Origin of the sequence: Pseudarthrobacter sp. CCNWLW207 (genome assembly GCF_037203945.1) — a bacterium.
GTDB lineage: Bacteria > Actinomycetota > Actinomycetes > Actinomycetales > Micrococcaceae > Arthrobacter.
Map to the genome: position 1 here is coordinate 244,503 of NZ_JBBCBS010000006.1, position 17,713 is coordinate 262,215.

General features: G+C 56.8%; 14 protein-coding genes and 1 pseudogene. 7 read left to right on the top strand and 8 right to left on the bottom strand.

Annotation, left to right across the window (positions count from 1 at the left end):
- Positions 1–19 precede the first annotated feature (19 nt).
- Positions 20–910 carry a UTP--glucose-1-phosphate uridylyltransferase GalU gene (gene galU / locus V9L17_RS12655; protein ID WP_337346159.1) on the top strand — a complete coding sequence of 297 codons (891 nt, stop codon included), beginning with the start codon at positions 20–22 and terminating at the stop codon, positions 908–910.
- Positions 911–929: 19 nt separating this feature from the next.
- Here galU and V9L17_RS12660 read toward each other — a convergent pair whose 3' ends face one another.
- From V9L17_RS12660 to V9L17_RS12675, 4 genes are all read right to left on the bottom strand, one after another.
- Positions 930–1,328 carry a VanZ family protein gene (locus tag V9L17_RS12660; protein ID WP_337351678.1) on the bottom strand — a complete coding sequence of 133 codons (399 nt, stop codon included), beginning with the start codon at positions 1,326–1,328 and terminating at the stop codon, positions 930–932.
- Positions 1,329–1,655: 327 nt separating this feature from the next.
- Positions 1,656–2,252, bottom strand: a complete 597-nt coding sequence (locus V9L17_RS12665; protein ID WP_337351679.1) for an LPXTG cell wall anchor domain-containing protein — start codon at positions 2,250–2,252, stop codon at positions 1,656–1,658.
- 181 nt (positions 2,253–2,433) lie between these two features.
- Positions 2,434–4,224 (bottom strand): DUF4012 domain-containing protein, encoded by a 1,791-nt coding sequence (locus tag V9L17_RS12670; RefSeq protein WP_337351680.1) that lies wholly within the window; start codon positions 4,222–4,224, stop codon positions 2,434–2,436.
- A gap of 117 nt (positions 4,225–4,341) precedes the next feature.
- The gene (locus V9L17_RS12675; protein ID WP_337351681.1) at positions 4,342–5,769 is read right to left on the bottom strand and encodes a sugar transferase; all 1,428 of its coding nucleotides are present in this window, start codon (positions 5,767–5,769) and stop codon (positions 4,342–4,344) included.
- Positions 5,770–6,114: 345 nt separating this feature from the next.
- Between V9L17_RS12675 and V9L17_RS12680 the strand changes: the two genes are divergently transcribed.
- From V9L17_RS12680 to V9L17_RS12705, 6 genes are all read left to right on the top strand, one after another.
- Positions 6,115–6,894 carry a WecB/TagA/CpsF family glycosyltransferase gene (locus tag V9L17_RS12680; RefSeq protein ID WP_337351682.1) on the top strand — a complete coding sequence of 260 codons (780 nt, stop codon included), beginning with the start codon at positions 6,115–6,117 and terminating at the stop codon, positions 6,892–6,894.
- A gap of 58 nt (positions 6,895–6,952) precedes the next feature.
- Complete coding sequence (locus V9L17_RS12685) at positions 6,953–8,161, top strand: hypothetical protein (protein WP_337351683.1); 1,209 nt, start codon at positions 6,953–6,955, stop codon at positions 8,159–8,161.
- Between the two features lie 545 nt (positions 8,162–8,706).
- Positions 8,707–9,243: a nitroreductase family protein gene (locus tag V9L17_RS12690; RefSeq protein WP_337351684.1), complete on the top strand. Its 537-nt coding sequence runs from the start codon at positions 8,707–8,709 to the stop codon at positions 9,241–9,243.
- Between the two features lie 182 nt (positions 9,244–9,425).
- Positions 9,426–10,604 carry a polysaccharide pyruvyl transferase family protein gene (locus tag V9L17_RS12695; protein WP_337351685.1) on the top strand — a complete coding sequence of 393 codons (1,179 nt, stop codon included), beginning with the start codon at positions 9,426–9,428 and terminating at the stop codon, positions 10,602–10,604.
- A 165-nt stretch (positions 10,605–10,769) separates the two neighbouring features.
- On the top strand, positions 10,770–12,119 hold the full coding sequence (locus V9L17_RS12700; protein ID WP_337351686.1) for a hypothetical protein: 1,350 nt from the start codon (positions 10,770–10,772) through the stop codon (positions 12,117–12,119).
- Positions 12,120–12,156: 37 nt separating this feature from the next.
- Positions 12,157–13,290 (top strand): acyltransferase family protein, encoded by a 1,134-nt coding sequence (locus tag V9L17_RS12705; protein WP_337351687.1) that lies wholly within the window; start codon positions 12,157–12,159, stop codon positions 13,288–13,290.
- 22 nt (positions 13,291–13,312) lie between these two features.
- Here the strand turns inward: V9L17_RS12705 and V9L17_RS12710 are convergent, their stop codons facing one another.
- The 4 genes and pseudogenes from V9L17_RS12710 to V9L17_RS12735 form a co-directional block, all read right to left on the bottom strand.
- The gene (locus tag V9L17_RS12710; protein WP_337351688.1) at positions 13,313–13,813 is read right to left on the bottom strand and encodes a transposase; all 501 of its coding nucleotides are present in this window, start codon (positions 13,811–13,813) and stop codon (positions 13,313–13,315) included.
- 33 nt (positions 13,814–13,846) lie between these two features.
- Positions 13,847–14,941: pseudogene (locus V9L17_RS21315) on the bottom strand (transposase).
- A gap of 463 nt (positions 14,942–15,404) precedes the next feature.
- Positions 15,405–16,889, bottom strand: a complete 1,485-nt coding sequence (locus tag V9L17_RS12730; protein ID WP_443198034.1) for a polysaccharide biosynthesis tyrosine autokinase — start codon at positions 16,887–16,889, stop codon at positions 15,405–15,407.
- Positions 16,890–17,179: 290 nt separating this feature from the next.
- On the bottom strand, positions 17,180–17,644 hold the full coding sequence (locus V9L17_RS12735) for an Lrp/AsnC family transcriptional regulator (protein ID WP_337351691.1): 465 nt from the start codon (positions 17,642–17,644) through the stop codon (positions 17,180–17,182).
- Positions 17,645–17,713: the final 69 nt, after the last annotated feature.

Genomic DNA, 17,713 nt, shown 5'->3' on the forward strand with positions numbered 1-17,713 from the left:
TGATTTGTAAGGTTCACCTATGACTATGGGGAAATCTGTGACCAAAGCCGTCATTCCTGCTGCCGGATTGGGAACTCGTTTCCTGCCCGCCACCAAGGCAATGCCGAAGGAAATGCTGCCGGTGGTAGACAGGCCGGCCATCCAGTACGTGGTGGAGGAAGCCGTCAACGCAGGCCTGACCGATCTGCTGATGATCACGGGCCGGAACAAGCGGGCCTTGGAGGACCACTTTGACCGGGAACCCGGCCTGGAAGCCGCACTGGAGAAAAAGGGTGACAAAGAGCGCCTGGCGTCCGTTCAGTACGCCTCCCAGCTGGGCCCCATCCACTACGTCCGCCAGGGTGAAGCAAAAGGCCTGGGGCATGCTGTGCTGTGTGCCAGCCAGCATGTGGGCAACGAGCCCTTCGCGGTCCTGCTGGGTGACGACCTCATCGACGAGGCCGAGTGCCTGCTCACCACCATGATGGAGGTGCAGCAGAAGACCGGCGGTTCGGTCATCGCCCTGATCGAGGTGGACCCCACCCAGATCAGCGCCTACGGTTGCGCCGACATCTCGCCCGTTGAAGGCGAAGAGTTTGTCCGCGTTAAGAGTCTGGTGGAGAAGCCGGCCGCGGGCGAAGCACCGTCCAACCTGGCCGTCATCGGCCGGTACGTGCTCCACCCGTCGGTGTTTGGCGTCCTCGAGAACACAGCGCCGGGCCGCGGCGGAGAGATCCAGCTGACCGACGCCCTGCAGACCCTGGCCGCCGGCGAGGGCGAAGGCTCCGGCGTGTACGGCGTAGTGTTCAAGGGCCGCCGCTACGACACCGGCGACAAGCTCAGCTACCTCAAGGCAGTCATCACCCTCGCCTCAGAGCGTGTGGAGTTCGGCGAGGACCTGAAAACCTGGATGAAGGGCTTCGTCAGCTAGCTGCTGTTCTTTCTGCTCCCTACGGGCCCGCCGCTGACAAAGTGGTGGCCCGTAGGCGTTTAATGACTGCCTTCGCAAGGAGGGCGCCAATTACAGCCCCCCCAGTGTTTGTGACAAGGTCCACGGGACTCGCGAAACGGTGGTCAAGAAACAATAGTTGGCCCACCTCCATGCAACCGGAAACGGTGAGCCCGAATGCCCCGACCTGCCACCAGGATTTCCTCGTGAAGGCCAGAGTTGCCACGAAGCCCACTGGAACAAACAGCAAAACATTTGCGGCGGCTTCGACGAATTTGTAATCGAACCACCTCGGAATCCCGTGGGCGTGAAGGAATCTCAAGAGCCTGGCGAGGTCGCCCTGGAAGGGTTGATCTATGGGACTTGGCCAGAATGCGACGAAGGCGAGCGGGACCAGCATGGCAATGAGGATCCATCGCCATAACCGCTGGGCTTCCAGGTATTTCAAAAAGGCCTCAGGACGTCTTGAGAATGGCTAGAAATGCTGTGCCAAAGGCAGCGGCTGAGAGGAGGCACAGGAGGAGGTAGGGGAGGGCCTGGGGGCCCGGCAGGGGCATGGAGAAGTCGAACTGCCACCGTGTTCTGCGCCAATGTCTCCCCATAGCTCTAATAAATACCACGGACAAAGTCAGTTCGGGAGACGTTCTTGGCTTAAATGCAGAGGGTGGGTGCTTCCCCGGTTTCCCGGAGAACCACCCACCCTCTTTGGTGCTTGTGGGTGTTGCGGTTACGCAGCTACCTCGGTCTTGGCGCGGCGACGAACAACAACTACCGAAGCGGCACCGGCGGCAAGTGCGCCAGCGCCGACGATGGTCCAGAGAACCAGTCCGGAGTCAGCACCGGTGTTAGCCAGGCCAGCACCGCCACCCGTGGTGGCGAGCGGAGCGCCCGAGCTAGCGAACGAGGGATCCACAACAACCGTGACAGGACCGACGGTGACGCCGGAGGTGTTGCCAGTTGCCGTGATGGAGTACGTGCCTGCTGCGCTGATGGAGATCGGGAAGGCAACTGCACCCTGGGCGTCAGCAGTTGCGCTGAACGTCTGCGGTGCCAGGAAGACAGGGATCTTGGCGGAGAAGGAGGTACCGCCGGCGATGTTGGCGCCGGACGCTGCCGGCGGGTTGCCCGGCGTAACGGTGATGGTCAGTGATTCGCCGGCAAGGAAGCCCTGGCCACGGAAGACGAACGTTTCGCCAGGACCAACGGTGCCGTCAGAAACGGCTGCCTGCGGCGGAAGAGGCGGGTAGGTGGCTGCGACTGCCGGCGCTGAGCCGATAAGTGCGATGGAACCAGCCAATGCGAGTGCTGCGAGTGTCTTTTTCATGTGTGTCCCCCCGGAGACGTTTAAGTTTTTTAGATGTACCCGAATTGAGGAGGTTTCCTCGACCGCACGAGACCTGTGCAGAAATGCCGGATAGATATCCCAAAAAGACGTTACCATTCGGCATGTGCTGTGAGCAACGTCAATCCAGTCGGTTTACATAGTGTTAACGCGCCGTCCATAACTACGGCTGGCAGGGCGCAATTTCCGTGTCGAGTATCACATCCTTTACAGCCTGAGCGGTGGGTGTGACAACAAGTTCAGGCTCGGTGTGCTGGACAATCTTACCGAATGTGAATTCCACGGTCCGGCTTTCGCCCGGAGCAAGTCGAACGGCAAGAACGCCCACGGGCCGGTTGCCGTGGAGATAAGGCGCGAACTCAGTCTTTGCGCCGTCCACCTTCGCCGTCTCTACATTTGCCTGGATCGGACCATAGGCCACGATGTTTGTCTGCACAGATCCAGCGGGCACGCCGTAATTCCCGTTCCCGGTCACGTAAGCCGGGAGGGACGTGGCTGCATCAGCCGGAGCTGTGTTCATGCTTGTTATTCGAACGGTCGTCTGTTCGTAGCCATCTTTGGCACATTCCTTCACCAGCTGGACTGTCCGCTTCACGTAGTAGTCCATCTTGGCGCCCGTACCGTCGTTGAAGTAGACGCCGAACTCTGCAGGAGAGACGCTAGGTCCACTCACCGAACCGCTGACTGCATACTTCGCGAGAATCTTCTGCTCTGCCGACGACGCCGACCATACGAGTACTCGCCCTTCAGCTGTTGCCTCCACAACTCCATCCAACAGGGCGCCGGGATCGGCGCTCGAGGTGGAGAACGTTTTGAAGATCTCGCTGGCTATACCGGCAAAGTAAACGTCTTGAAGTTCCGGGAGGGCAATCTCGGAGTAAACGTCCGATAAAAGCGTTTTGACAACATTTGCGCCGCTGAGTTCGGTAGGTAGCGACGGTCCGGCTAGTGCCAGAACCTCTGGATTAGTCAGTTTTACCGGTCCGGTCGCATTCAGAATGTGCTGCAATGCGACCGGATCCATTGACATCACGCCATCGAGGCGTTCGCCGGTCTTTTTTTCCCAGATGGAATGTGCAGCTTTTGCGGCACTTGGAAAGTCTGGCGTCAGGTTCACATCCTGCATGAATTTTCCAATTCGCCCAGAATAGATCTGCTGCTGCTCTAGATCCACCGACACCGGCGGCGCCATCGCTCCCAGCGCTGTGGCGCTGGTCTGCTCGCTGAGACTGAGACGGCCTTCGTCGAACGTCAATACTGCCAGGGCACCTGGTATGCCGCCCGAAGCACGCAGTTCCGCATTGTTCTGGATCATCAGGAGGTAGCGTTTGGGGCCGTCTGCCCCCATCATGGCCGGAATCGCAGTTGACGCGTCGGAGGCGATGCCGAGTTCGGCGCTGAGACCTCTAAGCTCGCTCCGAGCGTTATTTAGCGGTTCAGCGACTTGGGGGAGTAGTCCCTCAACGCTAATGTCGTCGAGACGATTTGACGACTCCTTGACAGCGTGGGCGGCAGACACGACTTTAGGTTCTGCTTCACGGACTGCCGCAATATCGACAGCTCCATCTTGCGGAGTGAGCGTCTCCCAATCCAGTGACTGAAAAACTTCCACGAGCGGTGCAGCCCCAAGTTGAGCCACATCGTCGGCCGCTGTGGCGACTTCCGTGGCTGCCTGAAAGTTAGGTCCTAGCCACGGAATAGCACCCGCGAGTGTCCATAGCGGATCTCCCGCTGTACTGCGCGCCGCTGCCGTGTGAATGCGGAGAGCGTCAACTGTTTCGCTTGCCGCCAAAGGATCCTGGGCCACGATGGCGGCTTTGAGCTCCGGAACTAAACTGATCGCGGATGCTAGCTCTGACTTTAGATCGGTTGCCTTTACGGCTAGCCACGCTGCGCAGCCCACAGCGGACGCCAGAACCAGTGCGCCGGTGAGCAGGACGTAAGTAAGGCGCACGCGTCTGGGTCTGCGCTTATTTCTCTTGCTTTCCCGCGCAGGACTTGACTCAGGAGCATAAGACATGAGTTTGGGGTTCCCTTTCCCGGGGATGATGAGCAGCGACTGTGGTCGTGGTCAGTACGCACCGGTGCTGTGGAAGACAGCTCTTGCGGTGCGCAGAATAATGACTAAGTCGCCCGCGAGGGACCAGTTTTCCACGTAGTAGAGGTCGAGACGTACAGAGTCCTGCCAAGACAGGTTTGAGCGTCCACTGACCTGCCATAGTCCAGTTAAGCCAGGCTTGACCAGGAGCCTTCGTCGTACTTCTTGCTCGTAGGCTTCGACCTCACGTGGAAGAGGAGGGCGTGGGCCCACCAGACTCATCGAGCCCGCAAGGACGTTAAAGAGTTGAGGTAATTCGTCCAGGCTGTATTTGCGAAGAACCGCACCGACTCGGGTCACACGCGGATCATGTTTCATCTTGAAGAGCAATCCGCTGCCTTCGTTTCGATGCTCCAGATCGCGCAGACGCGCTTCGGCGTCTTCCACCATGGAACGGAACTTCAGCATTGCGAACCGGCGCCCTTCAATCCCGACTCGTTCTTGCCTGAAGAATATCGGGCCCTTGCTATCCAACTTGACGAGCACGGCGATGACTGCCATGACTGGCAGAGCCAGGATTAATATGAGGCCGGACGCGGCGACATCGAACAAACGCTTGGCGACCCTCTGGCCGCCTTCCAACGTCGGGGTTGTTACGTGAATCAGTGGCAGGCCAGCGACTTGCTGTGTGTGGATTCTCGGACCAGCTATGTCCGTCAACGCGGGGGCCATGATGAGACCAACGTTGCGCGCAGCCAACTCCCAGCCTAATTCCCGAATTGTTTTGGGATGGAGTTGGACGCCTGCAGATACGGCGACTGCGTCAGCGTTGCATAGGTCAATCGACTGAAGGATCGAGGTCACGCTCGCTTCGTTGCCTACGATCGGTAAGCCAGTGTCTGAATCGTCTGCATTCGATCCCGGCATATGGGCGGCGACGGCCACATAGCCCGCATGCCGGGCTCCCGCCAGGGATTTACTAAGATGCTGGATGGCCCCCGGGCCACCTAGCAGCAACAACCGAGACATACTGTCGCCTCGGCCGCGGTTGACACTCAGGTGTTGTCTGAGGAACCAGCGTGCGAGCAGAAGCCCAATTAGACCGGCTGGCAGCGCCACGCCGACGTAACCCCGAGCGGTGTCAATGCGCAGAGCGTAGGACACTATCGCGACAAGCCCAAAAAGCCAGAGCGAAGCCGCTGCTACCCGCTTGTACTCATCGGGGCCGGCACCTAGGACTCGGCTCTGCCTGCTGTTCCATGCTCCAAGCATCAGCCACCATGCGACGGCAAGGACCACTGATAGCCAGGCGTATGTAAATTCTTGGCCAGAAATCACGAAGCTGGGATCGAGACCAAACCTCACAACGAAGGCTCCAGCCACCGCCCAGACGATGACAAAGGCATCGACGATGCCTAGGATGCGGGACGTCTTTACTCGCCAATCAGAAACCGTGTCCACGCTGCATCCCCAAAATTATTCCCAAGTTGACTAGGTTGTCCGCCGCCAGAATACAGTGGGCGGCAGCGTCAACATAATCGTTCAGGGCATCAAAGTCGATTCAGTATCGACGCATTCGACCGCTACTTGACACGTCGATGTGGCGCTCGCGCATGGCGTCATAATGGACGAAGTCCGGTCACAAACAAGTTACGAGATGCTCCTTCATCGGCTTGGTCGGGATTGATTCTCTCCAGTACCATGGCCATCAGGCTGTCCTACGGCGCGCAGGCCGCGATACCGGCTGGGTGGGCTGCAAAGTCCAAGGTCTCTCAGCGGAACCACTAATTCTCCGGGGGGAGTATTTTGACGAGCATAAATTTCGACGTTGACGAGACTGAAGGCTATCGCCTTAACGGGATGCCGATTTTTACGGACAGCATGGACCGATTGGTTGAAGAAGTAGCAGCCTTGTCGGACGTCAGTGAGCCGGCGCTCATCGTGACTCCAAATGTAGATCAGATACTGATTCTCCAGGAATCTGAACTATTTTCGGAGGCCTTCAGCCATGCATCACTCCGCATTGTGGATGGAATGCCTCTGAAAATATTGGCCAGACTGCTCGGTCAGAAGAACGTGCACCGCAACACCGGCGCTGACCTGCTACCGGCGGTATGCGCATCTCCGTTGTTTTCAGGCAGGTCGATTGTTATTACCGGTGGACGCGACGACGTCTTGGCGGAAGCAGCTGAGAAACTTTCCCGGGATAACCCTCATGCCAAAATAGTTGGCATACCGTTTCCGCTTTTGGACGGGGTTGATGATCCGCGAAGCTTGGACACCATTGAAGCTCTGACGAGCGCGGAGCCTGACGTCGTATTTCTCTGCTTGGGCGCTCCGAAACAGGAAACGTGGTTCATGCACTGGCGATACTCACTTCCACCTGCTGTGTACATCGGCACCGGGGCGGCAGTCGACTTTGCCGCGGGGAGTGTTAGACGTGCTCCGCAGTGGATGCAGAACTCAGGACTTGAGTGGCTGTTCAGACTCTCGGATGATCCGAGTCGTCTTGCCAAGAGATACCTCGTGAGGGGACCGCGTGTTCTTCCGATATTCGTTCGGTCTTTGCTGCCGCGTCGCCGGTAATGGCATTTGGTCTGCAGCCGCACGTTGTGATACTCGACGTGTTTGGTATTGAGCTCCGGTGCTGAATAAGCTGGCGAAGGTTTTCCTAGGCATCCTTACTCAGGGAATTGCGAGTATCGCCACGATGGTCTTGTCCATCATCGTTGCGAGGTCGGTGCCGCAAGCTGATTTCGGTATTTTTGCCATCACCATATCTACCTGGATAGTTGTGGTTGGCTCGATTAGAGCCAGCACAGCCGAAGTTTTTCTCTTTGACCACTCTGTCGGAGAGCGACATCAGGTAAGTATCCGGATTTCCCAGTCTGCCTCGGCTGGTTTGATGCTTTCTTTAATTGCCGCGCTTGGGCTCGTGGCTTTGGGCTTCATAGTGCCCTCGGCCGCTAATGCTTTCGGGATTTTGGCAGTTGGCATCCCCGCCCTCTTTTTACAGGATGCCAATCGCTTTTACCTGATCTCCGAGGGGCGGCAGCTTGTTGCGCTAGCTGTCGACGTAACTTATGTGATCTCGATCGTCCTGACCATGGTGTTTCTGTTCACACCCGGCAGCCTCTCTGGGTTCTTATGGTTGTGGGTCGCCTGCTCATGGGTTGCGGGCGTAAGTGGTGTTGTTCTGGCTCGCTATGGGATCAGTTTGCGGGGGGCGACAGACTGGTTTTCTGGTCAAAGTCGCACGATTGTGCACTTTTTTGGCGATTTTGTAGTAGCAAACGGCGTCGCGAATGCAGCGGTCTATTTTGTGGCGGCATGGGGTTCGCTGGCAGACGCTGCAGCAATCCGCGGGAGCCAGGTCCTGCTCGTCCCGATCCTGCTGGTCATGCGCGGCGCCAGCGTCGCCCTTGGGGGCGAATTGGCCCGTCTTGCCTCGGTCGGCAAGCGTCGGCGTGTCCTGCAAGCCGTAGGTGTTCTTTCACTCGTCCAGGTTGTTGCAGTGGGGGCCGCCGGACTAGTAGTTTCCGTTGTGCCGAACGACATAGTCAGAACGTTGCTCGGGGAAAGTTCAGATGTAACTCTTAGAGTCTTCCCCTTCGCGGCCGCTGCCACTCTGGCCCTGGGACTAGCGACAGTAGCAATGATTGGGCTGAAGGCGGCTGGAGATGTTCGCCAATCCTTGAGCTTAAAATTGATCACTGCCCCGCTAACGTTGGGAATGATGACGGTAGGAGTTTTTACAGATGGTGCAGCTGGTTCCCAGGTTGGATTGGCTGCAGGCGAGAGTTTGCGTACAGCGCTACAGTGGCGTCGCCTGCTCATCTGGCAGAAAAACTAGGCTCGAATCGAATACTGTATACCTTGGACACGCGTGTGGCACTGGTCCTGCAGCACACTGGCGTAGCCCACTCAGAACTCCCACTTCTCAGAACGTGGGCCAATTAACGAATATGGACGGGGGCCCAGATGAAGCGTTACCTCAAGAGTGTCTTGCCAAGGCCAATCATTAGAGCCGCGGGACACTTGTTAGCTCCCATTGAGCATGCAGTCGAATTTTCCATCGACGCTATTCGTTACATGAGGCACAGCTCTCCTCGTGATGGAGTAGTGGGTCGCGGAGATTCAATAAGCAAACTAGAGGCACAAATAACGAAGGATTACCATCGGGTAGAAAAGGGACTGACCCTTCCGAATCCGAGACGGCCGTTCGGCATAGATGTTCATGAGCGTCTCACAACTCTGGTTCCCGAAGCTAGACGCCGGCATCCAGACGCCGCTTACGTAGGCTACGCCGAGGATGCTTTGCGTGCACTTTCTGAATGGAACGAGACCGGGCGCATCGATGACCTTGTGAGCCCTTCCATACCGAATAGTGCCCTTAGGGTGGATCAAGACGAGTTGGAGGAATTCTTCACCACTCGTCGAAGTGTCCGTAATTTTGATCCCGCCAGGTCTGTTGCTAAAGAGCAGTTGGCTCTCGCCACGACATGGGCCCTCAACACTCCGTCTGTATGCAATCGCCAAGCGGGCAGGGTCTATTACTTCACTGAGCAGTCCGACGTTGAGAGAGTCTTGCGGTTGCAAAACGGCAACGCTGGGTTCCGATCCTCCGTCAGCGCGGTCGCCGTAGTTACAGTCGACTCTCGACTCTTCACCGGGGCGACAGAGCGCAACCAACGATGGGTCGATGGCGGTCTTTTTGCCATGACATTGGTTTGGGCCCTCCACGGAGTCGGCTTACAGACTTGCATGCTGAACTGGTCAGCCACTAACAAGAGCAGCCAAAGGTTGCGGCGTGAAACTGGCATCGACGGTCACGAGGATATCGTCGTGCTGATTGCAGTTGGTCACGCGGATCAAGGCCACCGAGTTGCGCGTTCAGAGCGCCGCGGTCTTGAACAAGTTATGAAATTTATCTAGCGGCGGAGCCGATTTCAAGGCCTGCATAAATGCCCCGGTCGTTGGCCTTCCTGCCAGGTCTAAGGAGAGAAATGAACCTGCGAAGTCTCGCTCGAGTTATTAGAGATTCGAAGTTGTATGAATCTGTGGTTAGTAGCACTCTTTATTACCGCCTGCATTGCCTGTCAGACGGAGCCTCATTCATGATCGCGAAGTTGCTGCGATCGTCCTCAGGCTCCATCCAGTCGCCAAGCCACATCATTATGGCCCCGACTGGCGGTGGGAACATCGGCGATCAGGCGCTGATTGAGGCAGCATTTAGAGCACTCAAAGGCAACATCACAGTTGTTGGCACTACGGCAGACTCTTTGACTATCCCTCTTGCCGACCGCGATCGTGTGAAATTTGAATCCGCTAGCGGCTTCATATATCTGCCCCCTGTCTTGCGGTTCGGGAATGCACTCAAGCTTGCTCGATTGATGTCTACCGCAAGAACTTTTAGCGTCGTAGGGGCGGACCTCATGGACGGCGCCTACAATCCCGGTGCATCACTGGCACGTAGCTCAGCGCTATGGCTAGCAGCCAAGCACCACATCCCCAGTGTTCTTCTAGGATGCAGCTGGGCAAACTCAGCCGTCGGCTCCTGCGCTAGTGCCTTGGCGCGTGCTGGCCGCGCTGGTGCGCAATTGAACTTTCGCGATGCCACGTCGCAGGAGCGAGCACTTAACCAAGGCATTGTCACCGCTCTTCTGACTTCGGACATCGTTTTCAGTGACGACACCATGGATGCTCAGCACGGGCTGTCCGCTTTCTGCAAGGCCGCGCGCAAGGAAGGCCGCAACGTGGCGCTGGTGAACGCCAGTGGTCTGGTTGCCAAGAAAGTGCCGCAAACTGAAGAGTACGTAACCATAGTCAACGAACTCCTGCAGAACAACTTCTCGGTGGTTCTTTTGCCGCATGTTTTTAGGGCAACAGGGGATGATCTGGAGCAATGCAGGACGATTCTGGAGATGTTTTCCCCTTCCACCAACGTGACACTGGTCGACTCAATGCTGCCTCCAAGTACGATCAGAAGCCTCTGTCGAGATGCCGATCTAGTCATCACGGGACGCATGCACCTGGCTGTTATGGCTCTGGGCCGTGGGGTAGTTCCAATTACGCTGGGAACTCATGGCAAAGTGGAGGGGCTCTACAGGCATTTTCAAGGTCTTGATTTCTATGTTGATCCACAAGTTGGTTTTGGACACGAAGTAGCGAAGCTGATACCCCGAGCTATGAAACAGAATTCAGAGTGGAAATCCTCGCTCCCTGCCGTAGAGTCGCTTTCGAAGGCAAACTTCAGGCTCCTCACTGATACTGCGCTGCCTGCGCAGGCTTCTTGACGGCTCATGTCGATCTCCGCAACACATCCCACTGGGATTCTACGAAGAGGGAACCGAGGCCAAACTAGGTCTTGGTCAGGGTTAGCATCCTTTTTCCTTGCGTTACTTGGCACTAACATCACCTACGGTGCTCCGGTTGTGCTGAGTACGTTCTTAGACCCTGTAATGACAGCCTTCGTAAGTGTTGCGCTACTCGTTATCGTCACTTTTTCTTTTTTGTTTGCTGATGCGCGACACTTTTTCATGTATTGGCTGCACCTCGTAATACTTCAGAATGTAGTCAGCGGACTTTGGTTTTCTGATGCTGAGGGATCTGTGCCCTTGGTAGTCACGGAGGCCAAAACTATTGCCATTGTTCTGGCTCTAATTTTCCACATTCCGAAGATTGTAAAGATCGCCTCAACCGACAAATTACTTCTTTCGGGAATCGTGGTCTACGCTATTGGGCTTCTGTCGAACATCACCAGCTTTAGTCCTGTTGCTATTGCAACATTGCGTAATTTCACGGTTACCATCGCTGTTCTCTTTGTAGCGCTTGCCTGTTCTGCAAGCACAGAATTGAAAGAACGAGCAAACTTTCTGCGCGTAATTCTCGCTGCCACGACCTTTTGGCTCGTAACGGGGGCAATTGGCGAATTCTTTGTGACAACTGGGGATTGGCGTGACTTTTTCAACGCCGACGCCCTCGGGGGCCTGAACTCACTTTCCGAGACGACCTCACTGTTTGGGGTTGAACTTGCAAGAATAGGTGGCTTTCTTCTTGAACCGGTCAACGCGGGTTACATGGCTGCATCGGTTCTCGTGGTCTTATGGGTGCTGCGCTTCGCAGAAAGAGAAAGACTGCATTCCACAACGGATATTCTTTGCTTCGCAGGGTCCTTGTTCGCGTTGGCGTCTGCAGCGACAAAGAATGGCTTGATGATGTTCTTCATCGCGGCCATCGCCAGGCTCCTTCTTTCTAGATCGATGAGTCCGCGGTTAGTCGTGCTGTGGTCCGGTGCAGCCGCATTCGTAGTAACACTTGGATATGCAACCTTGGTAAAGGGGCCGGCTTACCTTCAAGCCGTGTTCACCAATCCCGTGGCTGCATCGGGTGGCGAGAGCACGAGCATACACATGGCCGGACTCGTTAGTGGATTCCAGAGTCTTATAGCCACACCCTTTGGGCACGGACTCGGAACTGGGGGCAATTTCCTAAAGCTCTTTGACCCGACCGTCACAAGAGTCGCATGGCTGTCTACAGGAAGTGAGAGTGCCTGGGGGACGCTCGCCTATCAGGGTGGCATCCTATGCGTAGCGGGTCTTGTCGTGATTGTCCTTCAAATGGCTAGGTCTCTAGGGCCCGGCTCGACCGTTCTCCTCGCTGTTTGGGCGTCCGCAGCACTCTTCGCGGAATCGTTCTTCGGTCCAATCGCCTCATCGGTACTAATGATTGCTGCGGCTTACGTAGGTGTTCATTCCGAACGGCTGGAGTTAGTTCAACCGACGAAAATGGTTCAAAGATTGCGAAACTAATGAGTTTCTATAACCGTTTATTGAAGGGGGAAATGTTGTGACGCAGCGATTGGGTGAATTCGGAACCGATACGTCGACAAGAAGAAGTTCGGCCCGGTTCAAACACATTGATGCATTGCGCGCACTAGCCGTATTGCTCGTGGCCGTCTCTCATGCCGGACTTGGAACCATTGTGCCGGGGGGTGCCGGTGTAACGATATTTTTTACCATTTCGGGTTTCATCATCACCCACATTCTCATACGTGAAAGAATGCGAACTGGATCTTTTGATCCCCGACAATTCTATATAAAACGAATTCTCAAACTCGCGCCACCCCTATTTGTGGTCATTGTGATACCAACTTTCGTCTACTCTTTTTTTGCGCGAATAGACTGGTACGCTTTTCTAGGCCAGATTTTTTTCTTCTACAACTGGGTCCGCATTTCTGCAGATGGGGCCGTCTTGCCTGGTTCCGGTGTCACATGGAGTTTGGCCATCGAAGAACAGTTCTACATTGGCTTCTCGATATTTTGGATCTTTGCTTCGCGGTTAAATGCCTATATGCGCACCTTGCAGGTCCTAGCCGTGGCGGCCATCGGTTGGGCCTTAGTTACTCGGTTCGTTCTGGCCGCTGCTGGGGCTTCTGAGTATAGAGTTGAGTTTGGGACGGACTCTCGCTTGGACTCTATTGCCTTGGGGATATTGTCAGCCACGATTTACGCTTCTGTGTCGGAGCGCGTTGGAAAAGTGAGTGTATTCGGAGCGCTGACCACCTTCGCGGCCAAGTCTTGGGTGTTTGTATCAGCAGTTTTGCTCTTCCTTGTTGCCACGGCCATTCCGAATGAGTTTTTCAAAGATACCCTTCGTTACTTTTTGCAATCTCTTGCTATCGCTTTAATCCTTATATATGGCATGCAGCGACCGCGAGATATCCTCAGTCGAATATATTCTGGTTTTTGCGAAATGAGGTTCCTGCAGATTATTGGCTTGTCAAGCTACAGTATTTACCTCGTTCATGTACCTCTTTATCATCTTATTGACTGGGTAGACTTAGGGATCGATGGTCCCATCCTGATATCGCTGAAGCTTGTCATCAGCGTGGTGCTGGGCTCGCTAGTTTGGAGAATCCTCGAGGTACCCATTGAGCGATACAAGACGCGGCTGTTTAGCCGAGGAAGGCCGCTTGGCTGAGAATATCTGCCCCAAGTGGCTGTCAATCGTGGATCGCAAGGGTATTTCTCAGCCCGCTCCTTGAAAGTAGGGCATCTAGCTTCCCTCCAGCACGTCTGTTCTCCAGCAAGCCTAGCCAACGCTTGTATCCGGACGATATCGGCTCTTCGCGGTTGGTGGTGATCCACGTCCGAAGTTGTAAACGCTTAGGGGGTCGGCGCTGACGAGGCCGTCCCGGAGCTGGCTGGTGGGTGCATGCCGCGGTGGGAGTTGGCCTATCTCCCTGGACGAGGTACGGCCGGCTACACCAGCTGGTCGGTCCGTCCGCAGCATTGTAATTGTCGGGGTTGCGGTAGCCGCGCGCGGTGCGTTTGATGTGTTTGATGCCGGTGTTGTTGGCCTCGACCTTGCCGGTGGTGGCGCCGGCGACGATGAGGACTTCGATCTCTTTCCACCACCGGCACCCGGTCCGGTAGAGCTTGTTCGTCTCCGGCTTCGCGGCGGCCTCACCAGGGCTTTGAGGTCCACTTTCGCGGCTCTTCACGGTTCGTGGTGAATTTTCTGCCGTGATGAATGTTCATGCCGCTGTTCTGGCGGCAAAGCGCAACAGGATACGCGTTGTGTAGTTGCGTGCGTTGGTGAATCCCCGGCCCGTCCGTTTGATGTGCTTGATCGCGGTGTTGTTGGCTTCCACTTTCGCCGTTTTCGCGCCGGTGACAATGAGAACTTCGATCTCTTTCCACCACCGGCAGACCGTCCGCCAGAGCCGGTTGGTTTCCGGCTGAGTGGCTTGTCCTACCAAGGCCTGCATGCGGTCTTTCTCGGCAGCCGCGTCGGCGCCCAGACCGGGTCGATGGAGCGTCCCCGCCGGCCATGCACCTGCTGGGTTAGCCGCTGCCGGACTTCGGTGAGCATATCGTTGCCGAGCTTGACCAGGTGAAACGCGTCGACCGAGACAGCAGTGCGCGGGAGCCACATCCGCAACGCCTGCGGAACGCCGCTGACGGGCCGATCGCGACGACCTAAACGCCCAGGCGCCACTGGAGCGGCCGGGCGAATAGCCAGTCTCCGACGCCTTCGCTGTCGCGGCCGTCCACGATCCCGAGGACCTGGCCGGTGTCCAGATCCACGATGGTGGTCATCCACGGTTCGTAGCGTTTCCAGACCTTGGTCGCTGGGTCGCGGAAAACCGCACGGACCGGTAGCGGTGTTCATCGATGCCGAGCATCCGCGGTGCCAGGGCGTCAACGTTAGGCAGCGTCAGCGCCGCCGGATCCAAAGCCCGCTGGACCAGCCACCACGAGACACCGAACGAGGAGGCAGCCTCCGCGGCGGCCCTTCCGGAACCGATCACGGCGGCCACGAGGGCGTCGCGGAGCCGGCGGGTAGACCGAGCGCGGCGCGGGACCCGGGCGGTCTCCTCCGCGAATCTCCGCTTGGCCCAGATCACCTCAACCGGGCCAGCGACAGGGATATCGCGCAGACGTTGTGGCCGGCGGGAATGCACGCGGGCGCTGATCACACCACAGGCGGGGCAGCCGGACTCGGCGGTGGCATCGATGCTGATTCGGCGCTGCCCGAAAGTGAGGATCGCAGTGTCTGTGACGCGGTAGTCGGGCAGGTTGAAGATGGCGGTGGCAGCATCGGGGCGCGGGGAAGTAGGCTCGATCAAGGCTCGTAGCTCCTGACTCTTGATGAATGCGTAGAGAACATCCATCACAGCAGGACTTCGAGCCCTTCAGCTTTCAAGACACGGAATCCGTTTCACCACGAACCACGGAGAACCTCTTTGTCACCAGGAAGGTGCAGGCGGGCTGGTTGGTCAGAGAGCAAGTTCCAAGAACTGCTCAGGATCGGGTCACTAGCCGACGCGGCGATCGCGAAGGACCGCCAGCAGGGCCGTGTCGAACAATTCGCCCAGCCGAATCCGAACCGTCTATGGCGAACCTCTCAATGCGGTGCAAGAATTCGAAGGTCTCATCGTCACTGGCGCTACGATTCCGAAGATCGAAACGAACAACATTGCGACCAAGCACATCAAACGGAGCGGAACCTAAAGCTGTTCGCATCAGCCAATCCTCCAGGGGCGTGCAGCGGCTGCTGCCGGTTCGGCAGAATGCCTCAGGCGAGCTTCCCTAGTGTGTGTGGTTCACCCTCTCGGATGGAAAAGACGAGGCGGGTCGCGGTGCAGCAGTATCTGCAGCACGCCCTCGATCATCCGTTTGCCTGCCGTGTCCTGAAAGCGGCATGTCATCCGATTTACGGCCCTTGGACTTGGCGCCGTGGGTCGGGGTTTCGTCGAGATTGTAGTAGCCGTAGGTGTAGGCGTCAGGACCCTTCGCGGGGAGTCGGTTCATGACGACGCCGAAGACGTTGGCACCAACCATCTCAAGGGCTGTGAGGGATTTCTCAAGATCTTGACTTCTAAGCTTGTGAGATCCTACAACGACGACCACGCCTCCGACATGGGGTGAGAGCACCGCAGCGTCCGTGACCGGGAGAAGGGGCGGAGCATCGATAATGACGACGTCGAACGCCCGCTCTAGCTCTGCGAGAAGTGCCGCCATAGCTTGAGATCCGAGGAGTTCGCTCGGATTTGGTGGAATCTGACCAGAAGCAAGCACATATAGATTGTCATCGCCCCAAGCCTGGAGCAGATCATTGACATCAGCCGCGCCTAACAGGGCTGTTGTCAATCCTGCATTCCGGTCCAAACCAAGATAATCGTTGACCATGGGTCGTCGGAGATCTGCGTCGATTAGGCAGACACTTTGTCCCGACTGAGCAAGCGCGATGGCGAGGTTCGTCGCTGTGGTGGTTTTACCTTCGCCCGGAAGGGACGAGGTCATGAGGACGCTATTTGACTTTCCACCAACATTCGCGAATTGGAGGTTGGTGCGAAGCTGGCGAAAGGATTCGGCTCGAGGGCTTTGATGTGCAGCTTGAGTTAGGAGTGGCTTGCGTGTGGCGTCCTGATCGAACGTGATTCCACCAAGCATCGGGAGATCGGTAATTCTTCGGAGGTCGGCTTCGCCACGGACGCGATTGTCCAAAGTGGAGCGCAATACGGCGATGCCTACACCCAGGCCAAGGCCGACAACGACCCCAAGTAGCAGGTTAACTCGCGTATTTGGAGCAAATGGCGCCGACGGTGCAGTCGCAGGTTTGATAACTGAAAGGCTAACCGGTGAAGCCCCACCGTTCTTTGGCGTCTCAAGGGAATCGACTGCCTTTATCATGCTATTGGCCACGGCCTGAGCTATTGCTGCTGCCTGAACAGGGGACGTGTCTTCCACTGCAATGTTGATCAGAACTGTGTTGACGTCGGTCGTGGCCTTCACTTTAGAAGCCAGTTCTTGCGCGGTGGTGTCCAGCCCAAGGGCGTCGATTGCCGGCTGCAACACGATCGGCGAGTCGACAGTCTGGACATAGGACTGCACCCGCGCCTGGCTGAACGTATTGCCCTGAGCCAACTCTTGCACCGTGCCTGAGCTCTGAATCGCAACGAAAAGCTGAGTTTCGCTCCTGTATGTCGGCTTGGCAAGGACCGAGATGGCTCCGCCCATAAAAAGGCAGATGAGGGTAGATGCGGCAATTATGATCCAGTTTCGGCGGAACATGCGCAAGTAGTCTCGTAGGTCCAAAGCCGGGTCCCCCTGGGTTGATTGCCGGGCAGCCGGATTGGCATGCCACCAGAACGGCAATATTCGTACGGTTACGGCCAATACTACCCGTCAATGTGAGCAGGAATTTCAAAAAGACGCAGTGCCACAGATCACTTCGTGTTGCCGAGGATCCTCCACGCGAGGGCGTCTTGGCGCCTGTGTGAAGGGCGCGTAATGAATTGATGTGCTAGTCACGAAGACTGTAATTAGATGTATTGCTTAACCTGAAGGGCATATTGCATCCCCTACCGCGTATCAACGTCCTCAAACACCAGAAACGTCTGCGTATCCAACACTCCCGGCATGGACTGCAGCTGGTCAAAGATGACCCGGCGCAGGTCGATGTTGTCCACAGCCCGCACTAGCAGAATCACATCAAAGTCGCCGCCCACGAGCGCGATGTGGTGCACCTCGGGGATGGCGCAAAGCTGTTCGCGGAGCTCGCGCCACGAATGTTGGCTCACCTTGAGGGTCACATAGGCAGATGACCTCAGCCCCGCCTTGATCGGATCGACCAGCGCCGTGAACTTCGTCAGAACGCCGTCTCCGGTGAGCCTGGCGATCCTGGTGTATGCATGCGCCCGGGAGATATGGACGTTCTCGGCCACCTGGGTGACAGACATCCGGCCGTCCCTGGTCAGCTCCGAAATGATCCTGCGGTCGATGTCGTCCAGCGGCGCTGGTTCCGTACTCGCATCCGATGCTGCCATTCTGTCCACTACCCCTGCCCGTATTCTGCGTCACAATTGCCATTCGTCTTCCAGAGTAGGCCTGCGGGC

Excerpts from the sequence above, each read along its gene's own strand:
- V9L17_RS12700 (WP_337351686.1), top strand. The coding sequence starts at position 10,770 with ATGACAGCCTTCGTAAGTGTTGCGCTACTCGTTATCGTCACTTTTTCT.
- V9L17_RS12730 (WP_443198034.1), bottom strand. The coding sequence starts at position 16,889 with ATGTTCCGCCGAAACTGGATCATAATTGCCGCATCTACCCTCATCTGC.
- V9L17_RS12695 (WP_337351685.1), top strand. The coding sequence starts at position 9,426 with ATGATCGCGAAGTTGCTGCGATCGTCCTCAGGCTCCATCCAGTCGCCA.
- V9L17_RS12665 (WP_337351679.1), bottom strand. The coding sequence starts at position 2,252 with ATGAAAAAGACACTCGCAGCACTCGCATTGGCTGGTTCCATCGCACTT.
- V9L17_RS12660 (WP_337351678.1), bottom strand. The coding sequence starts at position 1,328 with ATGCTGGTCCCGCTCGCCTTCGTCGCATTCTGGCCAAGTCCCATAGAT.
- galU (WP_337346159.1), top strand. The coding sequence starts at position 20 with ATGACTATGGGGAAATCTGTGACCAAAGCCGTCATTCCTGCTGCCGGA.
- V9L17_RS12735 (WP_337351691.1), bottom strand. The coding sequence starts at position 17,644 with ATGGCAGCATCGGATGCGAGTACGGAACCAGCGCCGCTGGACGACATC.